Origin of the sequence: Shewanella sp. UCD-KL21 (assembly GCF_001957135.1) — a bacterium.
Taxonomy (GTDB): Bacteria; Pseudomonadota; Gammaproteobacteria; order Enterobacterales; family Shewanellaceae; genus Shewanella.
In genome coordinates this window covers 14,516-34,616 of the sequence record NZ_MPHK01000004.1, presented here as the reverse complement: position 1 = coordinate 34,616, position 20,101 = coordinate 14,516, and the positions used below count along the sequence as shown (strand labels likewise).

Genomic DNA, 20,101 nt, shown 5'->3' with positions numbered 1-20,101 from the left:
CGGCAAACGAAGATGTTTTAAGCTGATGTTTGTGTTAGTTTTTTGTGGCTTTAGTCGTAAAGGGTTAACCCACCATATAGGTTCCTGTACCGAAGGCGATGTGAGTACCTTGTTCGTTATGTAACTCCATGCGACAGACTGACACCCGATTACCTGCACGAATAACACAACCTGTGCCAGTAAATATTTCACCGCGTCCAGGGCGCAAAAAATCAACCCGCATATCAATAGTGCCTAAGGTGGTAAGACGTTGTTGTAATTGCTCTAAGGTCCAATCATCCCTACTTGAGACTAATCCAGCAAAACAGGTCAGTCCGCCAACGACATCGAGCAAGGTTGCAGTGACTCCGCCATGCAAAATATTTTGATGAATATTACCGATAAGCTCAGGCTTCATTTTTATCACCACCTCGACACCATTTTCGTCATAGCGCTTTATCTCTAAGCCGAGTAAATTATGAAATGGCACATGTTGGTCAAATATTTCAGCGACTTGCTTTAATGCTTGTAGTTGGACATCCGTGGTCATATGCAGCCTAATTTCTATCGTTATTATTGTAGAGCATTTAATCTAGCCTAATCGGCTTGGTAAAATCAATGCTGCATATTTGAGCAGTTGCGGTTTGTGTGCAGACATCTTCGCCTCAGTGCTTTAAAATGCTGCATCTGATCTCAAGCCCTATTAATGGATAATCTTATTTCTAGCCCAGTCGAGTCTCAAGTTCCAGCGCAAGCGATTGTTTCTGCAACCCCAGTTGTGGAAGATGTGCTTGGACAGCAATTACAGCAAATCTTTGGTTATCGTGACTTTCGTGAAGGTCAGCGTGAGATCATTGAGCAGACCTTAAGTGGCCAAGATACTCTAGTGATTATGCCAACCGGTGGCGGTAAGAGCATGTGTTACCAATTACCGGCTTTGGTGCTTCCTGGATTAACCATTGTGGTATCGCCGCTAATTTCACTGATGAAAGATCAAGTTGATAGCTTGACTCAGTCAGGTGTTGCCGCCGCTTATTTGAACTCTTCTTTACCCCGCGATGAAACCGTTGAGATTTTAAAACGCTTACATAAAGGCGAAATCAAATTGCTTTATGTATCACCAGAGCGTTTGCTACGGCCTGACTTTATCGAGCGGATGCATGAGTTACAAATCTCATTGTTTGCCATTGATGAGGCTCACTGTATTAGCCAGTGGGGCCATGATTTTAGACCAGAATATGCCGCCCTTGGTCAACTGAAGCAGTTGTTTCCTTATGTGCCACTGATGGCGTTAACGGCGACGGCAGATCAGGCTACCCGCGAAAGTATTTGTCAGCGGCTGCAAATCAGTCCTTTTTGTTTATTATCCAGCTTTGATCGTCCTAACATTCGCTATACCGTAGTTGAAAAGCTTAATGCGGCTAACCAGCTCAAACAGTTTTTACAGTTACAAAAGGGCAGTAACGGCATTATTTATTGCAGTAGCCGCCGTCGAGTCGATGAAGTTGCCGATCGCTTAAAGTTACAAGGCTTTAGCGCCGCTGCTTATCATGCGGGGATGACCCAAGAAGAGCGCGGCGCGATTCAAGATAATTTTTTAAAAGACAAAATCGATATTGTGGTTGCTACCGTGGCGTTTGGCATGGGAATTAACAAATCCAATGTTCGCTTTGTGGTGCATTATGATATCCCCAAAAGCGTTGAGTCTTATTATCAAGAAACAGGCCGAGCAGGCCGTGATGGCTTAGATGCCGAAGCGTATATGTTGTTTGACCCTGCTGATATTGGCCGCGTTAAGCACCTGATTGAGCAATCAGAACCTGGCCCACAGCAAGATGTTGAACTACATAAAATGAACACCATGGCAGCCTTTGCTGAAGCGCAAACCTGCCGCCGACAAGTATTACTGCATTACTTTGATGAAAGTGGCTCAAAACCTTGTGGTAACTGCGATATTTGTCTCGATCCGCCTAAGCGTTATGATGGCAGCGAAGATGCCAAAAAAGTGCTGTCGTGCATTTTTAGACTCAATCAATATTTCGGTGTTAACCAAGTCATTGATGTGCTGCGGGGCTCAAAAGCCGCCAACGTGATGGATCGCGGCCATAACAAGCTGTCCACTTGGGGCATTGGTAAAGATCACAGCCATGAATATTGGCTCAGTGTGATTAGGCAGCTTATTCATTTAGGGTTAGCGAGCCAAGATATTACTCGCGGATCTTCAGTAAAGCTAAATGAATCAGCACGACCAATATTACGTGGGGAAGCCAGCTTACAGCTCGCCGAACCGCGGATTCAGTTAGTGACCAGTAAACGCAAAAGTTCATCTCGTGCGCCGCAGCAATATGATCGTAAATTATTTGCTCGACTCAAGCTGCTGCGCCGTGAATTGGCTGAAAAACATGATGTGCCACCTTATTTGGTGTTCAATGATGCCACCTTAGCGGAAATGGCAGCGATGGTGCCCACCAGTGCCGGTGAAATGCTGGCGGTAAATGGTGTCGGTGAGCGCAAGTTAAGTCGCTTCGGCGGTGATTTTCTTGATGAAATTAGTCAGTATTTGATTGAGAATTAACTCACTCGCCTTCAAGGCTATGTTAATTGCTTTAGCTTAAACAGCTTATCTGCAGCATTGGTGACTCGTTAGCCGCTAATGCTAGTTCTCGTTCCTTATAAACACTCCTTTCTAATCATTTGCCCCTCGTCTGTTTGCATTTTAAAACAAGCCTGTCATGGTTTGTCTTCCTCGCTTAGCCGCGTTAAGGCTTAAGCTTCTTTGGGCTTAGATATAACTAAAGCCTGCCTTTAACCAGATTAATATTAGAAATCTCAAATCGGTTTTTTGCATATTAATAAAGGCGAAAAAAAACTATAAATTACGTGTAAACAGCAGTGTACGGGCATATGGGGATTTATTTGTGCTTAAAAGTAATGCGTTAATCAAGCTTTTAAGCTGCAGTGTTGTACAAAAGATGAATAAATTGGGGTTGACACAGCCAGCTGGTCAGGATAAAAAGTGGGTATAGATAAATTAATTGCAGAATAGTTAGTTAAATAAAATGAATATTTATAGTGGTAGCATTTTACTAGGTCTCCTTCTTCTCTTACGCAATATTTGCGCGGAGTCCTTTGTGTTACAAGCTAAATAAGTTTACTAGCATTCACAAACCCCGCGCTAATAGCCGCGGGGTTTTTTGTTTCTGCCTCTGATTGATTTATATAGCAAACAAAAAGTCTAATGAACTGAATGAGCAAAACACTCAAATCCATTAGCAAAGCGAACAAACTTTAACGTGAACAACCAGGTTCGATGGAGAAAACAGATGTCCGATAGAGTCATAATATTTGATACCACATTAAGAGACGGCGAGCAGGCGTTAGCAGCCAGTTTAACGGTTAAAGAAAAGCTGCAAATTGCATTGGCTCTTGAGCGTTTAGGTGTTGATGTTATGGAAGTGGGCTTTCCTGTGTCATCGCCTGGTGATTTTCAGTCAGTGCAAACCATTGCCAAAACCATCAAAAATAGCCGCGTGTGCGCCTTATCACGCGCATTAGAAAAAGATATCGATGCCGCAGCGCAAGCGCTATCAGTTGCTGATCAATTTCGAATTCATACCTTTATTTCAACCTCAACTATTCACGTTGAAAGCAAATTAAAGCGTTCATTTGATGACGTATTAGAAATGGCGGTGAGCGCGGTTAAATACGCACGCCGCTTTACTGATGACGTTGAGTTCTCTTGTGAAGATGCTGGGCGAACGCCGATTGATAACCTTTGCCGTATGGTAGAAGAGGCCATTAAAGCAGGGGCGAGAACCATTAATATCCCAGATACCGTGGGTTACACCATTCCAAGTGAGTTTGGCGGCATAATTCAAACCTTGTTTAACCGAGTGCCGAATATCGACCAAGCGGTGATTTCGGTGCATTGTCATGATGATTTAGGCTTATCGGTGGCTAACTCTATCACTGCTGTTGAGCATGGTGCCCGCCAGATTGAATGTACCGTTAACGGTATTGGTGAGCGTGCTGGTAACTGTTCACTTGAAGAAATAGCGATGATCTTAGCCACCCGTAAGAGCTTGCTAGGACTTGAAAACAACATTAATGCCAAAGAAATTCACCGCACTTCATCGCTTGTTAGTCAGCTATGTAATATGCCGATACAAGCAAACAAAGCGGTAGTGGGCACTAATGCATTTTCGCATTCATCAGGTATTCACCAAGATGGCATGCTAAAAGCTAAAAATACTTACGAGATCATGACACCAGAAAGTATTGGCCTTAATCGCAATAACTTGAATATGACTTCGCGCTCAGGTCGTCACGTGATTAAGCACCGCATGGAAGAAATGGGCTATAAAGAGACCGATTATGATATGGACAGCCTTTACGATCAGTTTTTGAAGCTAGCTGATAAAAAAGGTCAAGTATTTGATTATGATCTTGAAGCCTTAGTGTTTATCGAAGCCCAGTCTCAAGATGATGATAATTACTCACTGCAACATTTAATGGTGCATTCTGATTCAACTGAAGGGGTTGCCACTGCCACAGTGCGCATCGTGGTTGATGACAAAGAAATCACTGAAGCGGCAACGGGAAACGGCCCAGTCGATGCGGCATACAATGCTATTGCTCGTGCAACAGGTCGTAGCATTAATATTACCAATTACAAATTAAGCGCTAAAGGCGAAGGGCAAAACGCCTTAGGCCAAGTGGATATTACCGCTGAATACAATCAGCAAACATTCCATGGTGTCGGCTTGGCAACCGATGTTGTCGAGTCATCGGCTCAGGCCTTGGTTCATGTAATGAACTTAACCTATCGCGCCGATAAAGTGGCTGATTTTAAACAACAGATTCATAAAGAAAGGGAGTTAGGTGGAGTATGAGTTATCAAATAGCTGTATTGGCCGGTGATGGTATTGGACCAGAAGTAATGGCTGAAGCACGTAAAGTGCTGAATGAAGTTGAAACCCGATTTGCTCTCGACATTGAATATGCCGAGTACGATGTGGGTGGTATTGCCATTGATAACCATGGTTGCCCGCTGCCTGATGCAACCTTAAAAGGCTGTGAAGCATCAGATGCGATTTTATTTGGCAGTGTTGGCGGCCCTAAGTGGGAACACTTAGCCCCCAATGATCAACCTGAACGTGGCGCGCTATTGCCGCTACGTGGTCACTTTGAATTATTTTGTAATTTACGTCCGGCAAAATTACACGCAGGCCTTGAACATATGTCGCCGCTGCGCAGTGATATCTCAAGCAAAGGCTTTGATGTGTTATGTGTGCGTGAATTAACAGGCGGCATTTACTTTGGTAAGCCAAAGGGTCGTCAAGGCGAAGGCCTGGATGAAGAAGCCTTTGATACCATGCGCTATAGCCGCCGTGAAATTGAACGTATTGCCCATATTGCTTTTCAGTCGGCTCAAGGTCGCCGTAAAAAAGTTACTTCAGTGGATAAAGCTAACGTATTAGCCTGTTCAGTGTTATGGCGTGAAGTGGTTGAAGAAGTGGCTAAAGACTACGCTGATGTGGAGCTTGAACATATCTACATCGACAATGCCACCATGCAATTATTACGTCGCCCGAATGAATTTGATGTGATGCTGTGTTCGAACCTCTTTGGCGACATAGTGTCAGACGAAATTGCCATGTTAACCGGCTCAATGGGGCTTTTATCTTCAGCAAGCCTTAACAGCAGTGGTTTTGGTATGTATGAACCTGCTGGTGGCAGTGCACCTGATATCGCAGGCCAAGGCATTGCTAACCCTGTGGCGCAAATTCTATCAGCTGCCTTATTACTACGTCATAGCTTAAAACTTGAAGATGCCGCGAGCGCCATAGAACGCGCAGTGGGTAAAGCCTTATCAGCTGGCTATTTAACTGGCGAGCTATTAAGTAGCGATGAGCGTCATAACGCGAAATCAACCAGTGAAATGGGTGACTATATCGCTAATGCTATTAAGGAAGGTGTCTAATGGCAGCAAGAACGCTATATGAAAAAGTATGGGATGCACATATTGTCGCATCACCCGACTCGGAAGCGCCGATTGTTTATGTTGACCGTCATTTAGTTCATGAAGTGACGTCACCGCAAGCCTTTAGCGGGTTAAAAACAGCGGGTCGTCAATTACGTGCTCCTGAAAAAACCTTTGCCACCATGGATCATAATATTTCGACCTTGAGCGCAAGCTTAGATGCCATGAGCCCAATGGCGCGCATTCAGGTAGAAACCCTAGCGCAAAATTGTAAAGAGTTTGGCGTAAAACTTTATGACATTCACCATCCTAACCAAGGGATTGTTCATGTCATGGGACCTGAGCTTGGTATTACCTTACCCGGCACTGTGATTGTCTGTGGCGACTCCCATACCGCCACCCACGGCGCTTTTGGCGCCTTGGCATTTGGTATCGGCACCTCTGAAGTTGAGCATGTGTTAGCCACCCAGACGTTACGTCAGTTAAAAGCTAAAACCATGAAAATTGAAGTCCGTGGTCATGTGGCCGCGGGCATTACGGCTAAAGATATCGTATTGGCGATCATTGGCCGTTTAGGTATGGATGGCGGTACCGGTTACGTGGTTGAGTTTTGCGGCGAAGCTATTGAAGCCTTATCAATGGAAGGGCGAATGACCTTATGTAATATGGCCATTGAAATGGGTGCTAAAGCCGGCATGGTCGCGCCAGATCAAACCACATTTGATTACCTTGAAGGGCGTGAATTTGCCCCTAAAGGTGATACTTGGGCGCAAGCTGTTGCAGATTGGACCGCACTTAAAACAGATGCTGATGCAGTATTTGATGCCGAAGTGGTGCTTGAAGCTGCTGAAATCGCGCCGCAGTTAACTTGGGGCACTAATCCGGGCCAAGTGGTAGCTATTGATGCACAAGTGCCTAACCCTGAGTCTGAGCCCAATGCAACTGTGCGTGACAGCATGGAAAAAGCCCTTGAGTATATCGGGCTGACTTCTGGCACCAACATGGTGGATATTCCCATCAACAAAGTCTTTATTGGTTCATGTACTAACTCTCGCATTGAGGATTTACGTGCCGCCGCCCATCATGCTAAAAACCGTAAAGTGGCCGAAGGCGTCACCGCTATTGTGGTACCGGGTTCTGGACAGGTGAAACTGCAAGCAGAAGCGGAAGGTTTAGATAAAATATTCCTAGAAGCTGGGTTTGAATGGCGCTTACCGGGCTGCTCAATGTGTCTGGCAATGAACGATGACCGACTAGAGGCTGGCGATCGCTGTGCATCTACCAGTAATCGTAACTTTGAAGGTCGCCAAGGGCGTGGTAGTCGAACTCACTTAGTGAGCCCTGCTATGGCAGCAGCGGCAGCCATTGCCGGTCACTTTGTTGATATTCGTAAGCCTTATTAATTGCCAAGCCACTAGGAGAAACAGATGCAAGCTTTTACAGCACATACGGGCTTAGCGGTTAAGGTTAATAGTATTGATAGCGCAAATATCGATGTGATATCAAATTCAAATAACGCCGTTAACCACTAGGAGAAACAGATGCAAGCTTTTACAGCACATACGGGCTTAGCGGTGATTATCGACAGCGCTAATATAGATACCGATCAAATTATCCCTAAGCAATTTTTATCAAAAGTCACTCGCGATGGTTTTGGGGTGCACTTATTTCATGATTGGCGTTATTTAGATGACGCGGGCGAGCAAGATAACCCGACATTTTCGCTGAATTTACCGCGCTATAAAGGCGCGTCGATTTTACTCGCACAAGAAAACTTTGGTTGTGGTTCAAGTCGCGAACATGCGCCGTGGGCATTAGCTGACTTTGGCTTACGGGTAATTATCGCGCCAAGTTTTGCTGATATTTTTTACGGTAACTCCATTAACAATGGCTTATTACCTGTGCAGTTAACCGCAGCGGAAGTGAGCCAATTAATGGCTGAAGTTGATGCTCAAGAAGGGGCCGAAATCAGTGTTGATTTGCAAGCCCTCACTGTAACGTCACCACAAGGCAGCACATTTAGCTTTTCTTTGGCAGAGTCTGCAAGGCACAAGTTGCTTAATGGCTTAGATGCCATCGGCTTAACGCTGGAATTTGCTGCGGCAATTAGCGACTATGAAGCCAATATTCCTGCTTGGCGTGGCTGATGTAAGATTGATGAGCCAATTGTAAGTTTAACATTGGCGATTAACATTTAAGCTTACACTTGTACCAATCCGGTATTAAATAAAGCCTTCTAGCTAACCCTAGAAGGCTTTTTTATGTATCCCAACAATAACTAACTACTTATCATACTGTATTTATTGGCTTTTTAAGCTATGAAATTTGGCGATTTATAGCGGTAGTTAAAAAAACTATAAAATTCAGCGCAGGTTTGTGAGTCGTATGTTTTTTAGCAAGTTATTGAATATCAATATTAAAAATATTTTAGTTAACTATTTTTAATATGCTTCAGCGAATCAATTAGTGTTATTGACGCTTTTTTCTCGCTTGGTGTGTGATCCTTGTCACTTAAAAATATTGCAAACACCGAAAAGGTAGTTATTTCCTCTGTTTTTAGGCATTTAGTTGTAAATATATTCTGCATCAGTACACTTGCCCCGATTTCAAATTGAGCTATTGCTCTAATGATGTAAGAGATTAAGCAAATAATAAATTTGCATACCTGGGGACAAATGATGAAAAAGAAATTATTAACCGTGGCAGTAAGCGCCATGCTGTTAGGGGCAACGACTCAAGTAAGTGCAGCAGGCTTTCAATTAGCTGAATATTCTTCTACAGGTTTAGGCCGTGCTTTTGCTGGTGAAGCTGCGATGGCAGATAATGCTGGCGCTCAAACCAAAAACCCTGCCATGTTGACTTACCTTGAAGGTCGCCAATTGTCTGCAGGTGCTATTTATATTATGCCTAATGTTGATGTGCTGGGTGAAACCAGTATTTCATCGCCTTTACTAGGGGCTGATCCTATTGTTATCCCAAGCAATGCCATTGATTTTGCCGGTGATGCGCTTATTCCAAATTTTTATTACTCAAATCAGTTAAACGATAACTGGACTTGGGGTTTGGCTTTTCACTCAAATTACGGTTTAGCGACAGAGTTGGATGCAACTCACTCAGCAGCGATATTTGGTGATGATACTGCAATCACTACCGTGGAATTTAACCCAAACATTGGCTATAAAATCAATGATGCGGTTAGCATTGGTGCGGGTCTGCGTATTGTTTACGGTGAAGGTAATGTTGGCGCATCAATGCCAGGTTGGATTGATGGCATTAAAGCTCAATTACCTGATTTAGCACCTATACTGCCGGCTGCTGGTACAAGCCTTAAATACATGGAAGGTGATGATATTGCCATCGGTTGGAAAATTGGTTCTAGCTGGCAGATTAATGACAAGCACCGTTTAGGTTTTGCTTATCACAGTGGTGTCGAGCTAGAACTAGACGGTCATGCATCAGGGCTACTTTATGACGGTGGTCAAAATGTCAGTATTGAAGGTTACTTGCCGATTGAGATCCCTGCATTTGCAGAGCTTGCCTCTCATCACCAATTAACGGAAAACTGGGCCATGCACGCCAGCGTTAACTGGACTCAGTGGAGTGTCTTTGATGAGTTAGTGGCGCATTTCCCTGGTGAAATCAAACCAATTGGCGACCTTGAGTCTGATTTGGTTAAAGAAGAACACTTTAAAGACAACTGGCGCTTCGCCTTAGGCACGACTTACCAGCTAAATGATAAATGGTTAGTCCGTGGCGGTATGGCATTAGATAACGGCGCGGCTCAAGATGAGTACCGCTCTACCACTATTCCAGATTCAGATCGTTTATGGTTTAGTGCCGGTGCGGGTTATCAGGCCAGTAAAAACCTTACGGTTGATTTTGCCATCACTTATATCAAAGGTATCGGTGATGCACCAATCGATGAGACTCAAGACTTATTAGGTTTAGCGTCTGTGAACTACAGCGGTGATGTTGAAGCCGATGTGTGGTTAGCAGGTGTGCAGTTTAGCTATAAGATGTAGTCGACAGTATTATTAATACATTCAAAGCCTCGCAATTGCGGGGCTTTTTGTTATTTGAAAATCATCAGGCTAATATTGATATGCCAGCTATATTTGACTGGTAACAGTGTGAAAAAGCCATGGTCAAATACTAAGTTATTGACTAATTATTGGTTTTATACCCAAGTGAAATAGCGTGGCTAGGCAGAATAAACAAGTATAACTGTAATGACAGCAAAACGATTGCAATGTAAAGTATGATAAATCACATAAATGAAATGATAGCCGATTCACAGCATTCAATTCATGTGAACAAACTAAAATTAATAATATGAGATAGTAATATGCAAGCTAAGAAATACATTATTGCATTAGATCAAGGCACAACCAGCTCTCGTGCAATCGTATTTGACCATAAAGCCAATATGGTGGCGGTGGCGCAGCGTGAGTTTACCCAGATTTATCCTCAGGCGGGTTGGGTCGAGCATGATCCAATGGAGATTTGGTCATCTCAAAGTTCATCATTGATTGAAGTGCTGTCTCGGGCGGGGATTAGCGGTGATGATGTTGCCGCTATGGGGATCACCAACCAACGTGAAACCACCGTAGTGTGGGATAAGAAAACCGGTAAGCCGATTTATAACGCCATTGTGTGGCAGTGTCGTCGGAGCCAAAGTATATGTCAGCAACTCAAAGCCGACGGCTTTGAAGCTTATATTAAATCCGCCACAGGCTTGGTGCTCGACCCGTACTTTTCCGCGTCTAAAATTAAGTGGATTCTAGATAACGTAGAAGGTGCTAGGGAAAAGGCCGAGGCCGGTGAGTTGTTATTTGGCACCATAGATACCTGGCTGGTGTGGAAACTCACAAAAGGCAAAGTACATGTTACTGAGCCCACCAACGCCTCGCGGACCATGTTGTTTAATATCCATCAGCAGCAGTGGGATGAAAAGTTATTAACGGCCTTTGGTATTCCGGCTTCGATGTTACCCGAAGTGAAACCCTCTTGTGCTGTGTACGGCTCAACCAGCATTGTCGGTGGCGATATTACCGTGGCGGGTATGGCAGGGGATCAGCAATCGGCGTTATTTGGTCAATTATGTTTTGAACCCGGTATGGCCAAAAATACCTATGGTACTGGCTGTTTTTTACTGATGAACACCGGTGATAAGGCAGTGGTATCGGATCATGGCCTATTAACCACCATTGCTATAGGCGCTGATCTAAAGGTTAACTATGCCCTTGAAGGGGCAGTATTTATGGGCGGCGCGGTGATCCAATGGCTGCGGGACGAAATGGGCTTGATCCAAGATGCCCATGACACTGAATACTTTGCCAATAAAGTGGACGATACCAATGGGGTGTATTTAGTGCCAGCATTTGTCGGCTTGGGTGCCCCATATTGGGAAGCGGATGCCAGAGGCGCGATTGTTGGACTTAGCCGCGGGGTAAATCGTAGTCATATTATTCGCGCAGCGTTAGAAGCCATTGCATATCAAAGCAAGGATTTACTCGAGGCAATGATACAAGACTCAGGTGTCGAACTTAAACAAATCCGCGTTGATGGCGGCGCAGTGGCAAATGAGTTTTTAATGCAGTTCCAAGCCGACATCAGCAATGTTGATGTGATTCGCCCGCAAGTGACTGAAACCACAGCCATGGGAGCAGCTTTTTTAGCAGGTCTTGCGGTTAACTTTTGGCAGTCTACTGAAGAGTTACAAAACATTGCCGTGGCTGATAAGCATTTTTCACCAGCAATGGATGATAGCTGTCGCCAAGATTTGTATCGCGGATGGAAAAAGGCGGTGAGGCAAACCATCGGCTAAAGGGCATTTTAAAGTCACTGGTAAACGATTAAATTTCAATATCAATATGTGTGACGTTTGTATTGTCACTAGTGGCCTGTTTTGCGTCAGCGTTGCTGTTAGCTTGAGCCAGCTGTTTTCTGCTTAAGCTTGCTGGTGGCAATGGCGTTTGCGGCGCCTGATGGTTATCAGCACTGATAACGGCTGAGTCAGAAACTTTTTTCACTTGTTTTTTAGGCGTGGTAGCCTGCCTTGGCGGTCTGGCAGTTACTGCATAGAGAATATCTAGGTTCATGATTACCTCCTTTGATGCTGTATTGAGTATATCTTGTTATCGGCCGTTTTGATTATAAATTAAGCGGCTAATGGTTTTAAATATAAGACGCTAGCAGTCATCCTTGTTTGAGGATGTTTTAGCGTAAAGGCAAATTAAAAGTTTGCTATGTGCTTAGATTTAAAAACGCCAAGGCTGCAAGACAATTTGTTGAACTGGTTTTTCTCACATTGTGAGTGAATATTTATTATACAAATATAACTTTGATAGCGTGGTCATTGTCATTTTAAGATGATAATGGTCAATTTTTAGTACATTTTCGCCACATTTTACCCCGCTAGAGTCGTTGTTATGTGTATGGTTTCGTTCATTTAGCCCCATAAAATCCACTTTCCTCCACCTAGAACAAATTAAATCAAATTTGCTGCGAACCCGCTTCAGAACTGGATTTAATTAATCTTCTATCCCTTGACAATACTTGTGTTGTGTCCCTAAACTTAAGGGTTGTGGGGAATTGTGGTTTTTTGTGGGAATTTTAATAACAAATCATAGGGATTAATGATCGTGTTTCGGGGTGCTAGTGCGATAAATATGGATGCAAAAGGACGGATCGCTATTCCAATGCGATACCGAGAATCCTTACGCGTCGAGCACAGTGGCATTGTCGTCATCACCGTTGATATCCAATCAGCTTGTTTATTGATTTATCCAATCCATGAATGGGAACTGATAGAAGCAAAACTATTGCAACTGTCAGACACCAATCACATTGAACGATCCATGAAACGAAGATTATTAGGCCACGCTCATGAATGTGAGTTAGATGGTAATGGACGTGCGCTCGTTCCCCCCGCATTAAGACAATTTGCCAGCCTGCAAAAGAAAACCATGCTGGTGGGTTTACTGAATAAGTTTGAGTTGTGGGATGAAGCTGCTTGGCAGTTGCAGATGGACGAAAGTCATCAGCAAATTCAAGCTGCAGATCTTACTAGCCATGAAAGATTAGCTAATTTTTCATTATAAACAATTAATTAAGAAGAGTCTGATGAGCCAAGAATTTGCCCATTTATCTGTACTACTGCAAGAAACCGTTGATGGTTTAAATATCCAAGCGGATGGCATCTATATTGATGGCACCTTTGGTCGTGGTGGTCATTCAAGGCATGTGCTGAGTCAGCTCGGTGAAAACGGCCGCTTGATTGCCATTGATAGAGACCCACAAGCCATTGAAGCCGCAAAGCAATTTGCCGATGATTCCCGTTTTCAAATCGTTCATGGTGGTTTCGGCCAGTTGGCTGAATACGTTACCGAGTTAGGCTTGAAAGGCAAAATCAATGGCGTGCTGTTGGATTTAGGGGTGTCATCGCCGCAGTTAGATGATGCCGAGCGTGGCTTTAGCTTTTTACGTGATGGCCCGCTGGATATGCGTATGGATAATAGCCAAGGTCAAACGGCTGCGCAGTGGTTAGCTAAGGCTGAAATTGAAGATATGGCTTGGGTATTTAAAACCTATGGCGAAGAGAAAAACTCACGTCACATAGCCCGCTGTATTGCAGCGGATCGAGATGAAAAACCTTTTTTAAGAACCAAAGATTTAGCCGACCTTATTGCCCGTATTACTAAAAATAAAGAGCGTAATAAGCATCCAGCGACGCGTGTTTTCCAAGCGATAAGAATTTATATCAATAGTGAATTAAAGCAAATTGATCAAGCCCTTGAAGGCGCTGTGTCTGTGTTAGCGCCAGAAGGGCGTTTATCGGTGATTAGCTTTCATTCATTAGAAGATCGTATGGTGAAACGCTTTATTCGTCGCCATAGCCAAGGTGAAAGCGTACCTCATGGGTTACCCATCACTGAAGCTGAAATCAATAAATCTAAAAAGTTAAAAGCCATTGGTAAGGCAATGAAGCCTTCTGATATTGAAATTGAACAAAATCCACGAGCAAGAAGCTCGGTGTTGCGCGTTGCGCAGCGACTTGAATATTAATTACTGAGGTTATATTGGCGCAGTCATCAATCAATTTATCCCGCATAGTGTTAGCCGATATTTGGCAGCACAAGTGGATATTATTGCTGACGCTAATTGTAATCGGCAATGCGATGAGTGTGGTGTATACCAGCTATGCGACCCGAAAACAGACCTCGCAATTAGATCAGCTACTACAAGAACGTGACCGCTTAGACATTGAATGGCGCAACTTGTTACTGGAAGAGCAATCTAAGTCGGAACACAGTCGAGTGACAAGGAGCGCCACTAAAGATTTAAAAATGGTGCGACCACTACCTAAAGAAGAAGTGGTGATAAGGCTGCAATGAGAAAGGAATAATGAGCAGACAAGCAAAACGTAAATTAAACCCTGAACTGATCCCATGGCGACTATTCGTTGTGGTGGGTTTTGTGCTGCTGCTGTTTACTGCGTTAATTGCCCGCGCCGCCTATATTCAAATTATTGAGCCTGAAAAACTACGTCACGAAAGTGACATGCGCACCTTACGCACCACCAGTAATCAAGTGCAGCGCGGCCTAATCACCGACAGAAACGGTGAAATGCTGGCAGTGAGTGTACCAGTACGAGCTGTGTGGGCTGATCCTAAAATATCCCATGATGAAGATGCCTTTCAAGATATGCGCCGCTGGAAAGCGCTGGCCGATATTTTACATGAGCCCGTTGATAAGATTGTTAGCAAGGTGCAGCGCGACCCTAAAAGGCGCTTTATTTACCTTAAACGTCAAGTGACTCCAGCGGTTGCGGAATATATCAAGCAGCTGAAAATTGCTGGCATCTATTTAAAGTCTGAATCACGCCGCTATTATCCCGCAGGTGAAACTGCCGCCCAGCTAGTGGGTCTAACTAATATTGATGATGTTGGCATTGAAGGCATCGAAAGTGCTTACGATAGCTGGCTTACTGGCACCCCTTCAAAACAAAAAGTCCGTAAATCCCGCGATGGTAAAGTAGTACAGCGGTTAGATATGGTGGAAGAAGGCGAGAGCTCAAATGATTTAGTCTTGAGTATCGATCAACGCATTCAGCAGCTAGCTTATCGCGAGTTAAAACGCGCCACAGAAATAAACCAAGCTACTTCAGGCTCAGTGGTGGTACTTGATGTACACACTGGCGAAGTGCTGGCGATGGTGAATACGCCGTCATATAACCCCAATTCTCGAGAAAACTTACAATCTCACCGCATGCGCAACCGCGCCTTAACCGATACCTTTGAGCCGGGTTCAACCGTTAAACCATTTGTGGTTGCCGCAGCGCTGCAAGCAGGCACTGTTGAACGTGATGATATGATTAACACCTCACCAGGCTGGATGCGAGTCGGTGGCCGTCAAGTGCGTGATACGGTGAATTACGGCAATATGACCTTAGATAAAATCTTGGTTAAGTCCAGTAACGTGGGGATCAGTAAAGTCTCATTGTCGATGCCTGTGCAAGAGCTATTGGGCACTTACCAGTCAATGGGCTTGGGTAATTATTCAGGAATTAACTTAGCAGGTGAAAGCGCCGGCCTTATCCATGATCGTCGTCGTTGGTCTGATTTTGAACGTGCGACCTTATCCTATGGCTATGGTTTAACCGCGACTCCACTGCAACTCGCCAGAATGTATGCCACTTTAGGCAGCGGCGGCGTTTTGTATCCCGTATCGATTTTAAAGCTAAAACAAGCACCTAAAGGCGAACAAGTTATTTCACAGCAAGTGGCCCAAGATGTCATGGAAATGATGCTAGGGGTAACAGAACGTGGCGGCACCGCCACCAAAGCCCATATTGATGGTTATCCTATTGCGGGTAAAACCGGTACCAGTCGTAAGTCTGTAGCCGGTGGTTACGGTGATGATTATGTCGCACTGTTTGCCGGGGTTGCGCCAGTGCATAATCCTCGTTTAGCTATTTCTATTGTGGTTAATGAACCCAAAGGCGACCGTTATCACGGTGGTGATGTGGCAGGCCCCGTATTTGCAAAAATTATGTCTGGTGCGTTACAGATGCTGAATGTAGAACCATTAAATGAACAAGAAAAAGTTAAATTGGCCGCCATTGCTAAGAGGGCTGAATAATGCTGCTTAGTGATTTATTAGCCCCCTGGTTTCATTATGCTGGTGTTGAGTCTGTTGATACGCTGAGCCTTGATAGCCGCCAAGTATCCCAAGGTGGTTTATTTGTCGCCTTGCCAGGCCACAAGGTTGATGGCCGTAAATTTATCACTAAAGCCATTGAAAATGGCGCCGTGGGTGCGTTAATTCATACTGATAATCCTGATGAACATGGTCAAGTAAAATACCAAGATAATGGCGCAGTGCTGATATCGTTTTTTCAATTAACTCGGCAGCTTTCAGCTGTTGCAGCGCAGTTGTATCCGGTTAATCATTCATCAATGGCGATTATTGGGGTTACCGGGACTAATGGTAAAACTTCCGTTAGTCAACTGATTGCGCAATTGGTATCACTTAAACAGCAAAAAGCTGCAGTCATGGGTACATTGGGCAATGGCGTTTGGGGTCAATTAATCGATAGTGGCAATACCACTGCTGATGCAATTACTTTGATCCGGCAATTACATCAATTTCAAGCCGAACAGGTAAATGTGTGCGCCATTGAGGTCTCCAGTCATGGTTTAGTGCAAGGCCGAGTGGAAGCTGTGCCTTTTGATACGGCCATTTTTACTAATTTAAGCCGTGATCACCTTGATTACCATGGTGATATGGATGCCTATGGCGCAGCTAAAAAGCGTCTGTTTACCTTTCCTTGTGTCAAACATGGTTTGATTAACCTTGATGATGGCGTTGGTCAGCAATGGTTCGATGAACTGGCAAATGATTCGTTCTATGGCTTTAGCATTAGCGCAAATACTAAAGCGCAATTTTATACTGACAATATGCAGTTTAATGATGCTGGCGTGCAGTGTGATTTTGTTTACCCGCATCTGGATATTAACAGCGGCCAAAAAACGACTTTAGCACTACGCGGACGCATTGTTTCGCCTTTATTGGGTGACTTTAACTTAGCAAATCTTGTGGCGGCCCTAAGTGGCCTGTATTTACAAGGTTATGATATGCAAGAGTTACTTGATTTAGTGCCATTATTAACGCCAGTTGCTGGTCGCATGGAGCGCTTTAATCAGCCCAACGGGCCCACCTTAGTGGTTGATTACGCCCATACTCCAGATGCTATCGAGCAAGCGTTAAAAGCGCTGCGGATACATTGTAAAGGCAAGCTTTGGTGTGTCTTTGGTTGTGGCGGTGATAGAGATAAAGGCAAGCGGCCTTTAATGGCCCAAGCGGCTGAGCAGTTTGCCGATACCGTGATGATCACCAGTGACAATGCCCGTAGTGAAGATCCTGCGGCCATTATTGAGGATGTATTAGCGGGGTTGGCATTTCCTGAGCGCGCACTCACACTCACACAAGTCGATCGCATTAAAGCCATTAACACCGTAGCTTCACTGGCTCAAACAGGCGATATCGTGTTGCTTGCAGGTAAAGGCCATGAAACCTATCAAGAGGCCAATGGTATCAGAACTGAATATGATGAAAGAGCACTGGCTATCGAACTCACTCAGCCAAGGTCTAACACAGCATTAAAGGAGCGCTTATGATTGCCCTGATGCTTTCACAGCTTGCGCAAACCCTTAATGGCAAACTTGTGGGCGATGATATTTGTGTTGACCATGTCAGCAGTGATAGTCGAGCGATGCAAGCTAATAGCTTGTTTGTGGCGTTAAAAGGCTTACGTTTTGATGGTCATAATTTTGCACAAACCGCCATTGATAATGGCGCGAAAGCCTTATTGGTTGAACGCCAACTTGAGCTAGATATTCCGCAAATTTTAGTGGGCAATAGTCAAAAAGCCATGGGTGAAATCGGCGCATTAGTGCGCGCGACAGTCAACCCTAAAGCCATCGCTTTAACTGGCTCAAATGGCAAAACCACAGTAAAAGAAATGGTGGCGGCTATTTTGAGCCAGCACCATAGCGTGCTTTATACCGCCGGTAATTTTAATAATGAAATCGGGGTACCGTTAACGTTATTGCGATTAACTCAAGAGCATGAGTTCGGGGTATTTGAGCTGGGCGCCAATCATCAAGGCGAGATTAATTATACTTCATCTTTGGTGACGCCTCAGGTGGCGCTAGTAAATAATATCGGCCATGCACATCTAGAGGGTTTTGGTTCAATTGAAGGTGTGGCGCAGGCTAAAGCGGAAATTTTTAACCACTTAAGTAAAGACGGCACCGCCATTATCAACGCCGATGATGACTTTGCTGAGTTTATGGCGCAAAAATCAGCAGCATTTAAGCAGCTGCGTTTTTCCAAAGTCGCCACCACAGACGCAGATATTAAAGCATTAGCCCTTGAAGCTGATGCAAGTGGTTGTTATGCCTTCAATTTAGAAATGTCTGGCCAGTCCCATTTTGTGCAGCTTCCGTTAGCAGGTGAACATCAGGTCAGCAATGCTTTGGCTGCCAGCGCTATTTGTAGTGCTTTAGGCATTGCCATCGAAGAGATTATTAGCGGGCTTTCAAGCCTAACGCCAGTAAAAGGGCGCATGGTGCCACACAGGTTGGGGCGCATTTTACTGGTTGATGATAGTTACAATGCCAACCCAACATCAGTAGACGCTGCGATTAACTGGTTAAAACAAACTCGAGGTTTTCGATGTTTAGTGCTGGGAGATTTGGGTGAATTGGGTGACAATAGCGCCCTTTTGCATGCCGAGGTCGGTCAACAAGCCAAATCAGCGGGTATTGATGCCTTGTTTTGTTGCGGACAGCTAAGCGCTGAAACCAGTAAAGCCTTTGGTTCTGAACACTATAGTGATTCAAAAGCCGTCGCGCAGGCAATGATTAAAAAAGTAAATCAGTTACCGGGTGAGGTAACTATTTTAGTTAAAGGTTCACGAAGCGCAGCAATGGAAACTGTAGTCGAAGTGTTGTTGGATGCCAATGGGCGTGGGGAGTTTGTGTAGATGCTGGCTTATTTAGCTGAGTATTTAACCCAATTTTATAGCGGGTTTAATGTTTTTTCATATGTAACGTTTAGAGCGATCTTAGGTTTAATGACAGGGCTTGTTTTTAGCTTGTGGTTTGGCCCTAAATTGATTGAACGTTTGCAGTTATTACAAATTGGCCAAGTGGTCAGAAATGACGGCCCAGAGTCACATTTTAGTAAGCGTGGCACCCCGACAATGGGTGGTTTACTGATCTTGGCAGGCATATTTGTCAGTGTTTTATTATGGGGTGATTTATCTAATCGGTATGTCATCGTCATGCTATTTGTATTAGGGACTTTTGGCGCAATTGGGTTTTTAGATGATTATTTGAAAGTGGTAAAAAAAGACTCTAAAGGTCTGATTGCACGCTGGAAATATGCATCGCAATCCATAGCTGCATTAGCAGTAGCCATCTATTTATATAGCTCAGCAACGCTGCTGGGGGAAACCCAGCTCGTGGTGCCATTTTTTAAAGATGTGATGCCGCAACTCGGACTGCTTTATATCGTGCTTGCGTACTTCACCATAGTCGGCGCCAGTAATGCGGTTAACTTAACCGATGGTCTTGATGGTTTAGCTATCATGCCAACGGTAATGGTCGCAGCTGCATTTGCATTGATTGCCTATTTATCAGGTCATGCACAGTTTGCTGATTATTTACATATTCCGCACTTACCAGATGCTGGTGAACTGGTGATTGTATGTACCGCGATAGTCGGGGCTGGTTTAGGATTTTTATGGTTTAACACTTATCCAGCGCAAGTGTTTATGGGCGATGTAGGCTCATTAGCATTAGGTGCAGGGCTAGGCGCAATTGCAGTATTAGTGCGCCAAGAAGTGCTATTAGTCATTATGGGCGGCGTTTTTGTGATGGAAACGGTGTCGGTGATTTTACAGGTGAGTTCGTATAAATTGCGCGGTCAGCGTATTTTTAGAATGGCGCCTATTCACCATCATTACGAATTAAAAGGTTGGCCGGAGCCAAGAGTGATTGTGCGCTTTTGGATTATTTCATTATTCCTAGTCATGCTAGGGCTGGCAACGCTTAAGTTAAGGTAGTTATT

16 protein-coding genes are annotated in these 20,101 nt (G+C 44.4%); 14 read left to right on the top strand and 2 right to left on the bottom strand.

Annotated features, from left to right (window positions below; genetic code table 11):
* Window positions 1–64: 64 nt before the first annotated feature.
* The gene (locus BM739_RS04995) at window positions 65–529 is read right to left on the bottom strand and encodes a thioesterase family protein (protein ID WP_076538013.1); all 465 of its coding nucleotides are present in this window, start codon (window positions 527–529) and stop codon (window positions 65–67) included.
* Between the two features lie 156 nt (window positions 530–685).
* On the opposite strand from BM739_RS04995, the gene recQ reads away from it, so the two are divergent.
* The 7 genes from recQ (at window position 686) to glpK (ending at window position 11,789) form a co-directional block, all read left to right on the top strand.
* Window positions 686–2,554 carry a DNA helicase RecQ gene (recQ, locus tag BM739_RS04990; RefSeq protein ID WP_083698070.1) on the top strand — a complete coding sequence of 623 codons (1,869 nt, stop codon included), beginning with the start codon at window positions 686–688 and terminating at the stop codon, window positions 2,552–2,554.
* Window positions 2,555–3,302: 748 nt separating this feature from the next.
* Entirely contained in the window at window positions 3,303–4,871 is a 1,569-nt protein-coding gene (leuA, locus tag BM739_RS04985; RefSeq protein WP_076538011.1) for a 2-isopropylmalate synthase, read from the top strand.
* Window positions 4,868–5,962 (top strand): 3-isopropylmalate dehydrogenase, encoded by a 1,095-nt coding sequence (leuB, locus tag BM739_RS04980; RefSeq protein ID WP_076538010.1) that lies wholly within the window; start codon window positions 4,868–4,870, stop codon window positions 5,960–5,962. The genes leuA and leuB overlap by 4 nt, the downstream gene beginning before the upstream one ends.
* A complete protein-coding gene (gene leuC / locus BM739_RS04975; protein WP_076538008.1) occupies window positions 5,962–7,365 on the top strand; it encodes a 3-isopropylmalate dehydratase large subunit in 1,404 nt (467 codons plus the stop codon). The genes leuB and leuC overlap by 1 nt, the downstream gene beginning before the upstream one ends.
* A 138-nt stretch (window positions 7,366–7,503) precedes the next feature.
* A complete protein-coding gene (gene leuD / locus BM739_RS04970) occupies window positions 7,504–8,109 on the top strand; it encodes a 3-isopropylmalate dehydratase small subunit (RefSeq protein ID WP_076538005.1) in 606 nt (201 codons plus the stop codon).
* Window positions 8,110–8,640: 531 nt separating this feature from the next.
* Window positions 8,641–9,984 (top strand): outer membrane protein transport protein, encoded by a 1,344-nt coding sequence (locus BM739_RS04965; RefSeq protein WP_076538002.1) that lies wholly within the window; start codon window positions 8,641–8,643, stop codon window positions 9,982–9,984.
* 323 nt (window positions 9,985–10,307) lie between these two features.
* Window positions 10,308–11,789, top strand: coding sequence for a glycerol kinase GlpK (glpK, locus tag BM739_RS04960; RefSeq protein ID WP_076537999.1), 1,482 nt, complete (start codon window positions 10,308–10,310; stop codon window positions 11,787–11,789).
* A gap of 28 nt (window positions 11,790–11,817) precedes the next feature.
* Here the strand turns inward: glpK and BM739_RS04955 are convergent, their stop codons facing one another.
* Complete coding sequence (locus BM739_RS04955; RefSeq protein ID WP_076537996.1) at window positions 11,818–12,063, bottom strand: hypothetical protein; 246 nt, start codon at window positions 12,061–12,063, stop codon at window positions 11,818–11,820.
* A gap of 543 nt (window positions 12,064–12,606) precedes the next feature.
* Here BM739_RS04955 and mraZ point away from each other — a divergent pair.
* Genes mraZ through mraY form a run of 7 tightly spaced genes read left to right on the top strand, consistent with a single transcriptional unit; the run spans window position 12,607 to window position 20,096 of the window.
* Window positions 12,607–13,065 (top strand): division/cell wall cluster transcriptional repressor MraZ, encoded by a 459-nt coding sequence (mraZ, locus tag BM739_RS04950; protein ID WP_076538407.1) that lies wholly within the window; start codon window positions 12,607–12,609, stop codon window positions 13,063–13,065.
* Window positions 13,066–13,087: 22 nt separating this feature from the next.
* Window positions 13,088–14,029 carry a 16S rRNA (cytosine(1402)-N(4))-methyltransferase RsmH gene (gene rsmH, locus BM739_RS04945; protein ID WP_076537994.1) on the top strand — a complete coding sequence of 314 codons (942 nt, stop codon included), beginning with the start codon at window positions 13,088–13,090 and terminating at the stop codon, window positions 14,027–14,029.
* A gap of 14 nt (window positions 14,030–14,043) precedes the next feature.
* Complete coding sequence (gene ftsL / locus BM739_RS04940) at window positions 14,044–14,358, top strand: cell division protein FtsL (RefSeq protein WP_076537991.1); 315 nt, start codon at window positions 14,044–14,046, stop codon at window positions 14,356–14,358.
* 10 nt (window positions 14,359–14,368) lie between these two features.
* On the top strand, window positions 14,369–16,105 hold the full coding sequence (locus tag BM739_RS04935) for a penicillin-binding protein 2 (RefSeq protein ID WP_076537988.1): 1,737 nt from the start codon (window positions 14,369–14,371) through the stop codon (window positions 16,103–16,105).
* Window positions 16,102–17,643, top strand: coding sequence for a UDP-N-acetylmuramoyl-L-alanyl-D-glutamate--2,6-diaminopimelate ligase (gene murE / locus BM739_RS04930; protein WP_076537985.1), 1,542 nt, complete (start codon window positions 16,102–16,104; stop codon window positions 17,641–17,643). The genes BM739_RS04935 and murE overlap by 4 nt, the downstream gene beginning before the upstream one ends.
* A complete protein-coding gene (gene murF / locus BM739_RS04925; protein ID WP_076537982.1) occupies window positions 17,640–19,013 on the top strand; it encodes a UDP-N-acetylmuramoyl-tripeptide--D-alanyl-D-alanine ligase in 1,374 nt (457 codons plus the stop codon). The genes murE and murF overlap by 4 nt, the downstream gene beginning before the upstream one ends.
* Window positions 19,014–20,096, top strand: coding sequence for a phospho-N-acetylmuramoyl-pentapeptide-transferase (mraY, locus tag BM739_RS04920; RefSeq protein ID WP_076537980.1), 1,083 nt, complete (start codon window positions 19,014–19,016; stop codon window positions 20,094–20,096). It abuts the gene before it with no gap.
* Window positions 20,097–20,101: the final 5 nt, after the last annotated feature.

Excerpts from the sequence above, each read along its gene's own strand:
- BM739_RS04995 (WP_076538013.1), bottom strand. The coding sequence starts at position 529 with ATGACCACGGATGTCCAACTACAAGCATTAAAGCAAGTCGCTGAAATA.
- recQ (WP_083698070.1), top strand. The coding sequence starts at position 686 with ATGGATAATCTTATTTCTAGCCCAGTCGAGTCTCAAGTTCCAGCGCAA.
- leuA (WP_076538011.1), top strand. The coding sequence starts at position 3,303 with ATGTCCGATAGAGTCATAATATTTGATACCACATTAAGAGACGGCGAG.
- leuB (WP_076538010.1), top strand. The coding sequence starts at position 4,868 with ATGAGTTATCAAATAGCTGTATTGGCCGGTGATGGTATTGGACCAGAA.
- leuC (WP_076538008.1), top strand. The coding sequence starts at position 5,962 with ATGGCAGCAAGAACGCTATATGAAAAAGTATGGGATGCACATATTGTC.
- leuD (WP_076538005.1), top strand. The coding sequence starts at position 7,504 with ATGCAAGCTTTTACAGCACATACGGGCTTAGCGGTGATTATCGACAGC.
- BM739_RS04965 (WP_076538002.1), top strand. The coding sequence starts at position 8,641 with ATGAAAAAGAAATTATTAACCGTGGCAGTAAGCGCCATGCTGTTAGGG.
- glpK (WP_076537999.1), top strand. The coding sequence starts at position 10,308 with ATGCAAGCTAAGAAATACATTATTGCATTAGATCAAGGCACAACCAGC.
- BM739_RS04955 (WP_076537996.1), bottom strand. The coding sequence starts at position 12,063 with ATGAACCTAGATATTCTCTATGCAGTAACTGCCAGACCGCCAAGGCAG.
- rsmH (WP_076537994.1), top strand. The coding sequence starts at position 13,088 with ATGAGCCAAGAATTTGCCCATTTATCTGTACTACTGCAAGAAACCGTT.
- BM739_RS04935 (WP_076537988.1), top strand. The coding sequence starts at position 14,369 with ATGAGCAGACAAGCAAAACGTAAATTAAACCCTGAACTGATCCCATGG.
- murF (WP_076537982.1), top strand. The coding sequence starts at position 17,640 with ATGATTGCCCTGATGCTTTCACAGCTTGCGCAAACCCTTAATGGCAAA.
- mraY (WP_076537980.1), top strand. The coding sequence starts at position 19,014 with ATGCTGGCTTATTTAGCTGAGTATTTAACCCAATTTTATAGCGGGTTT.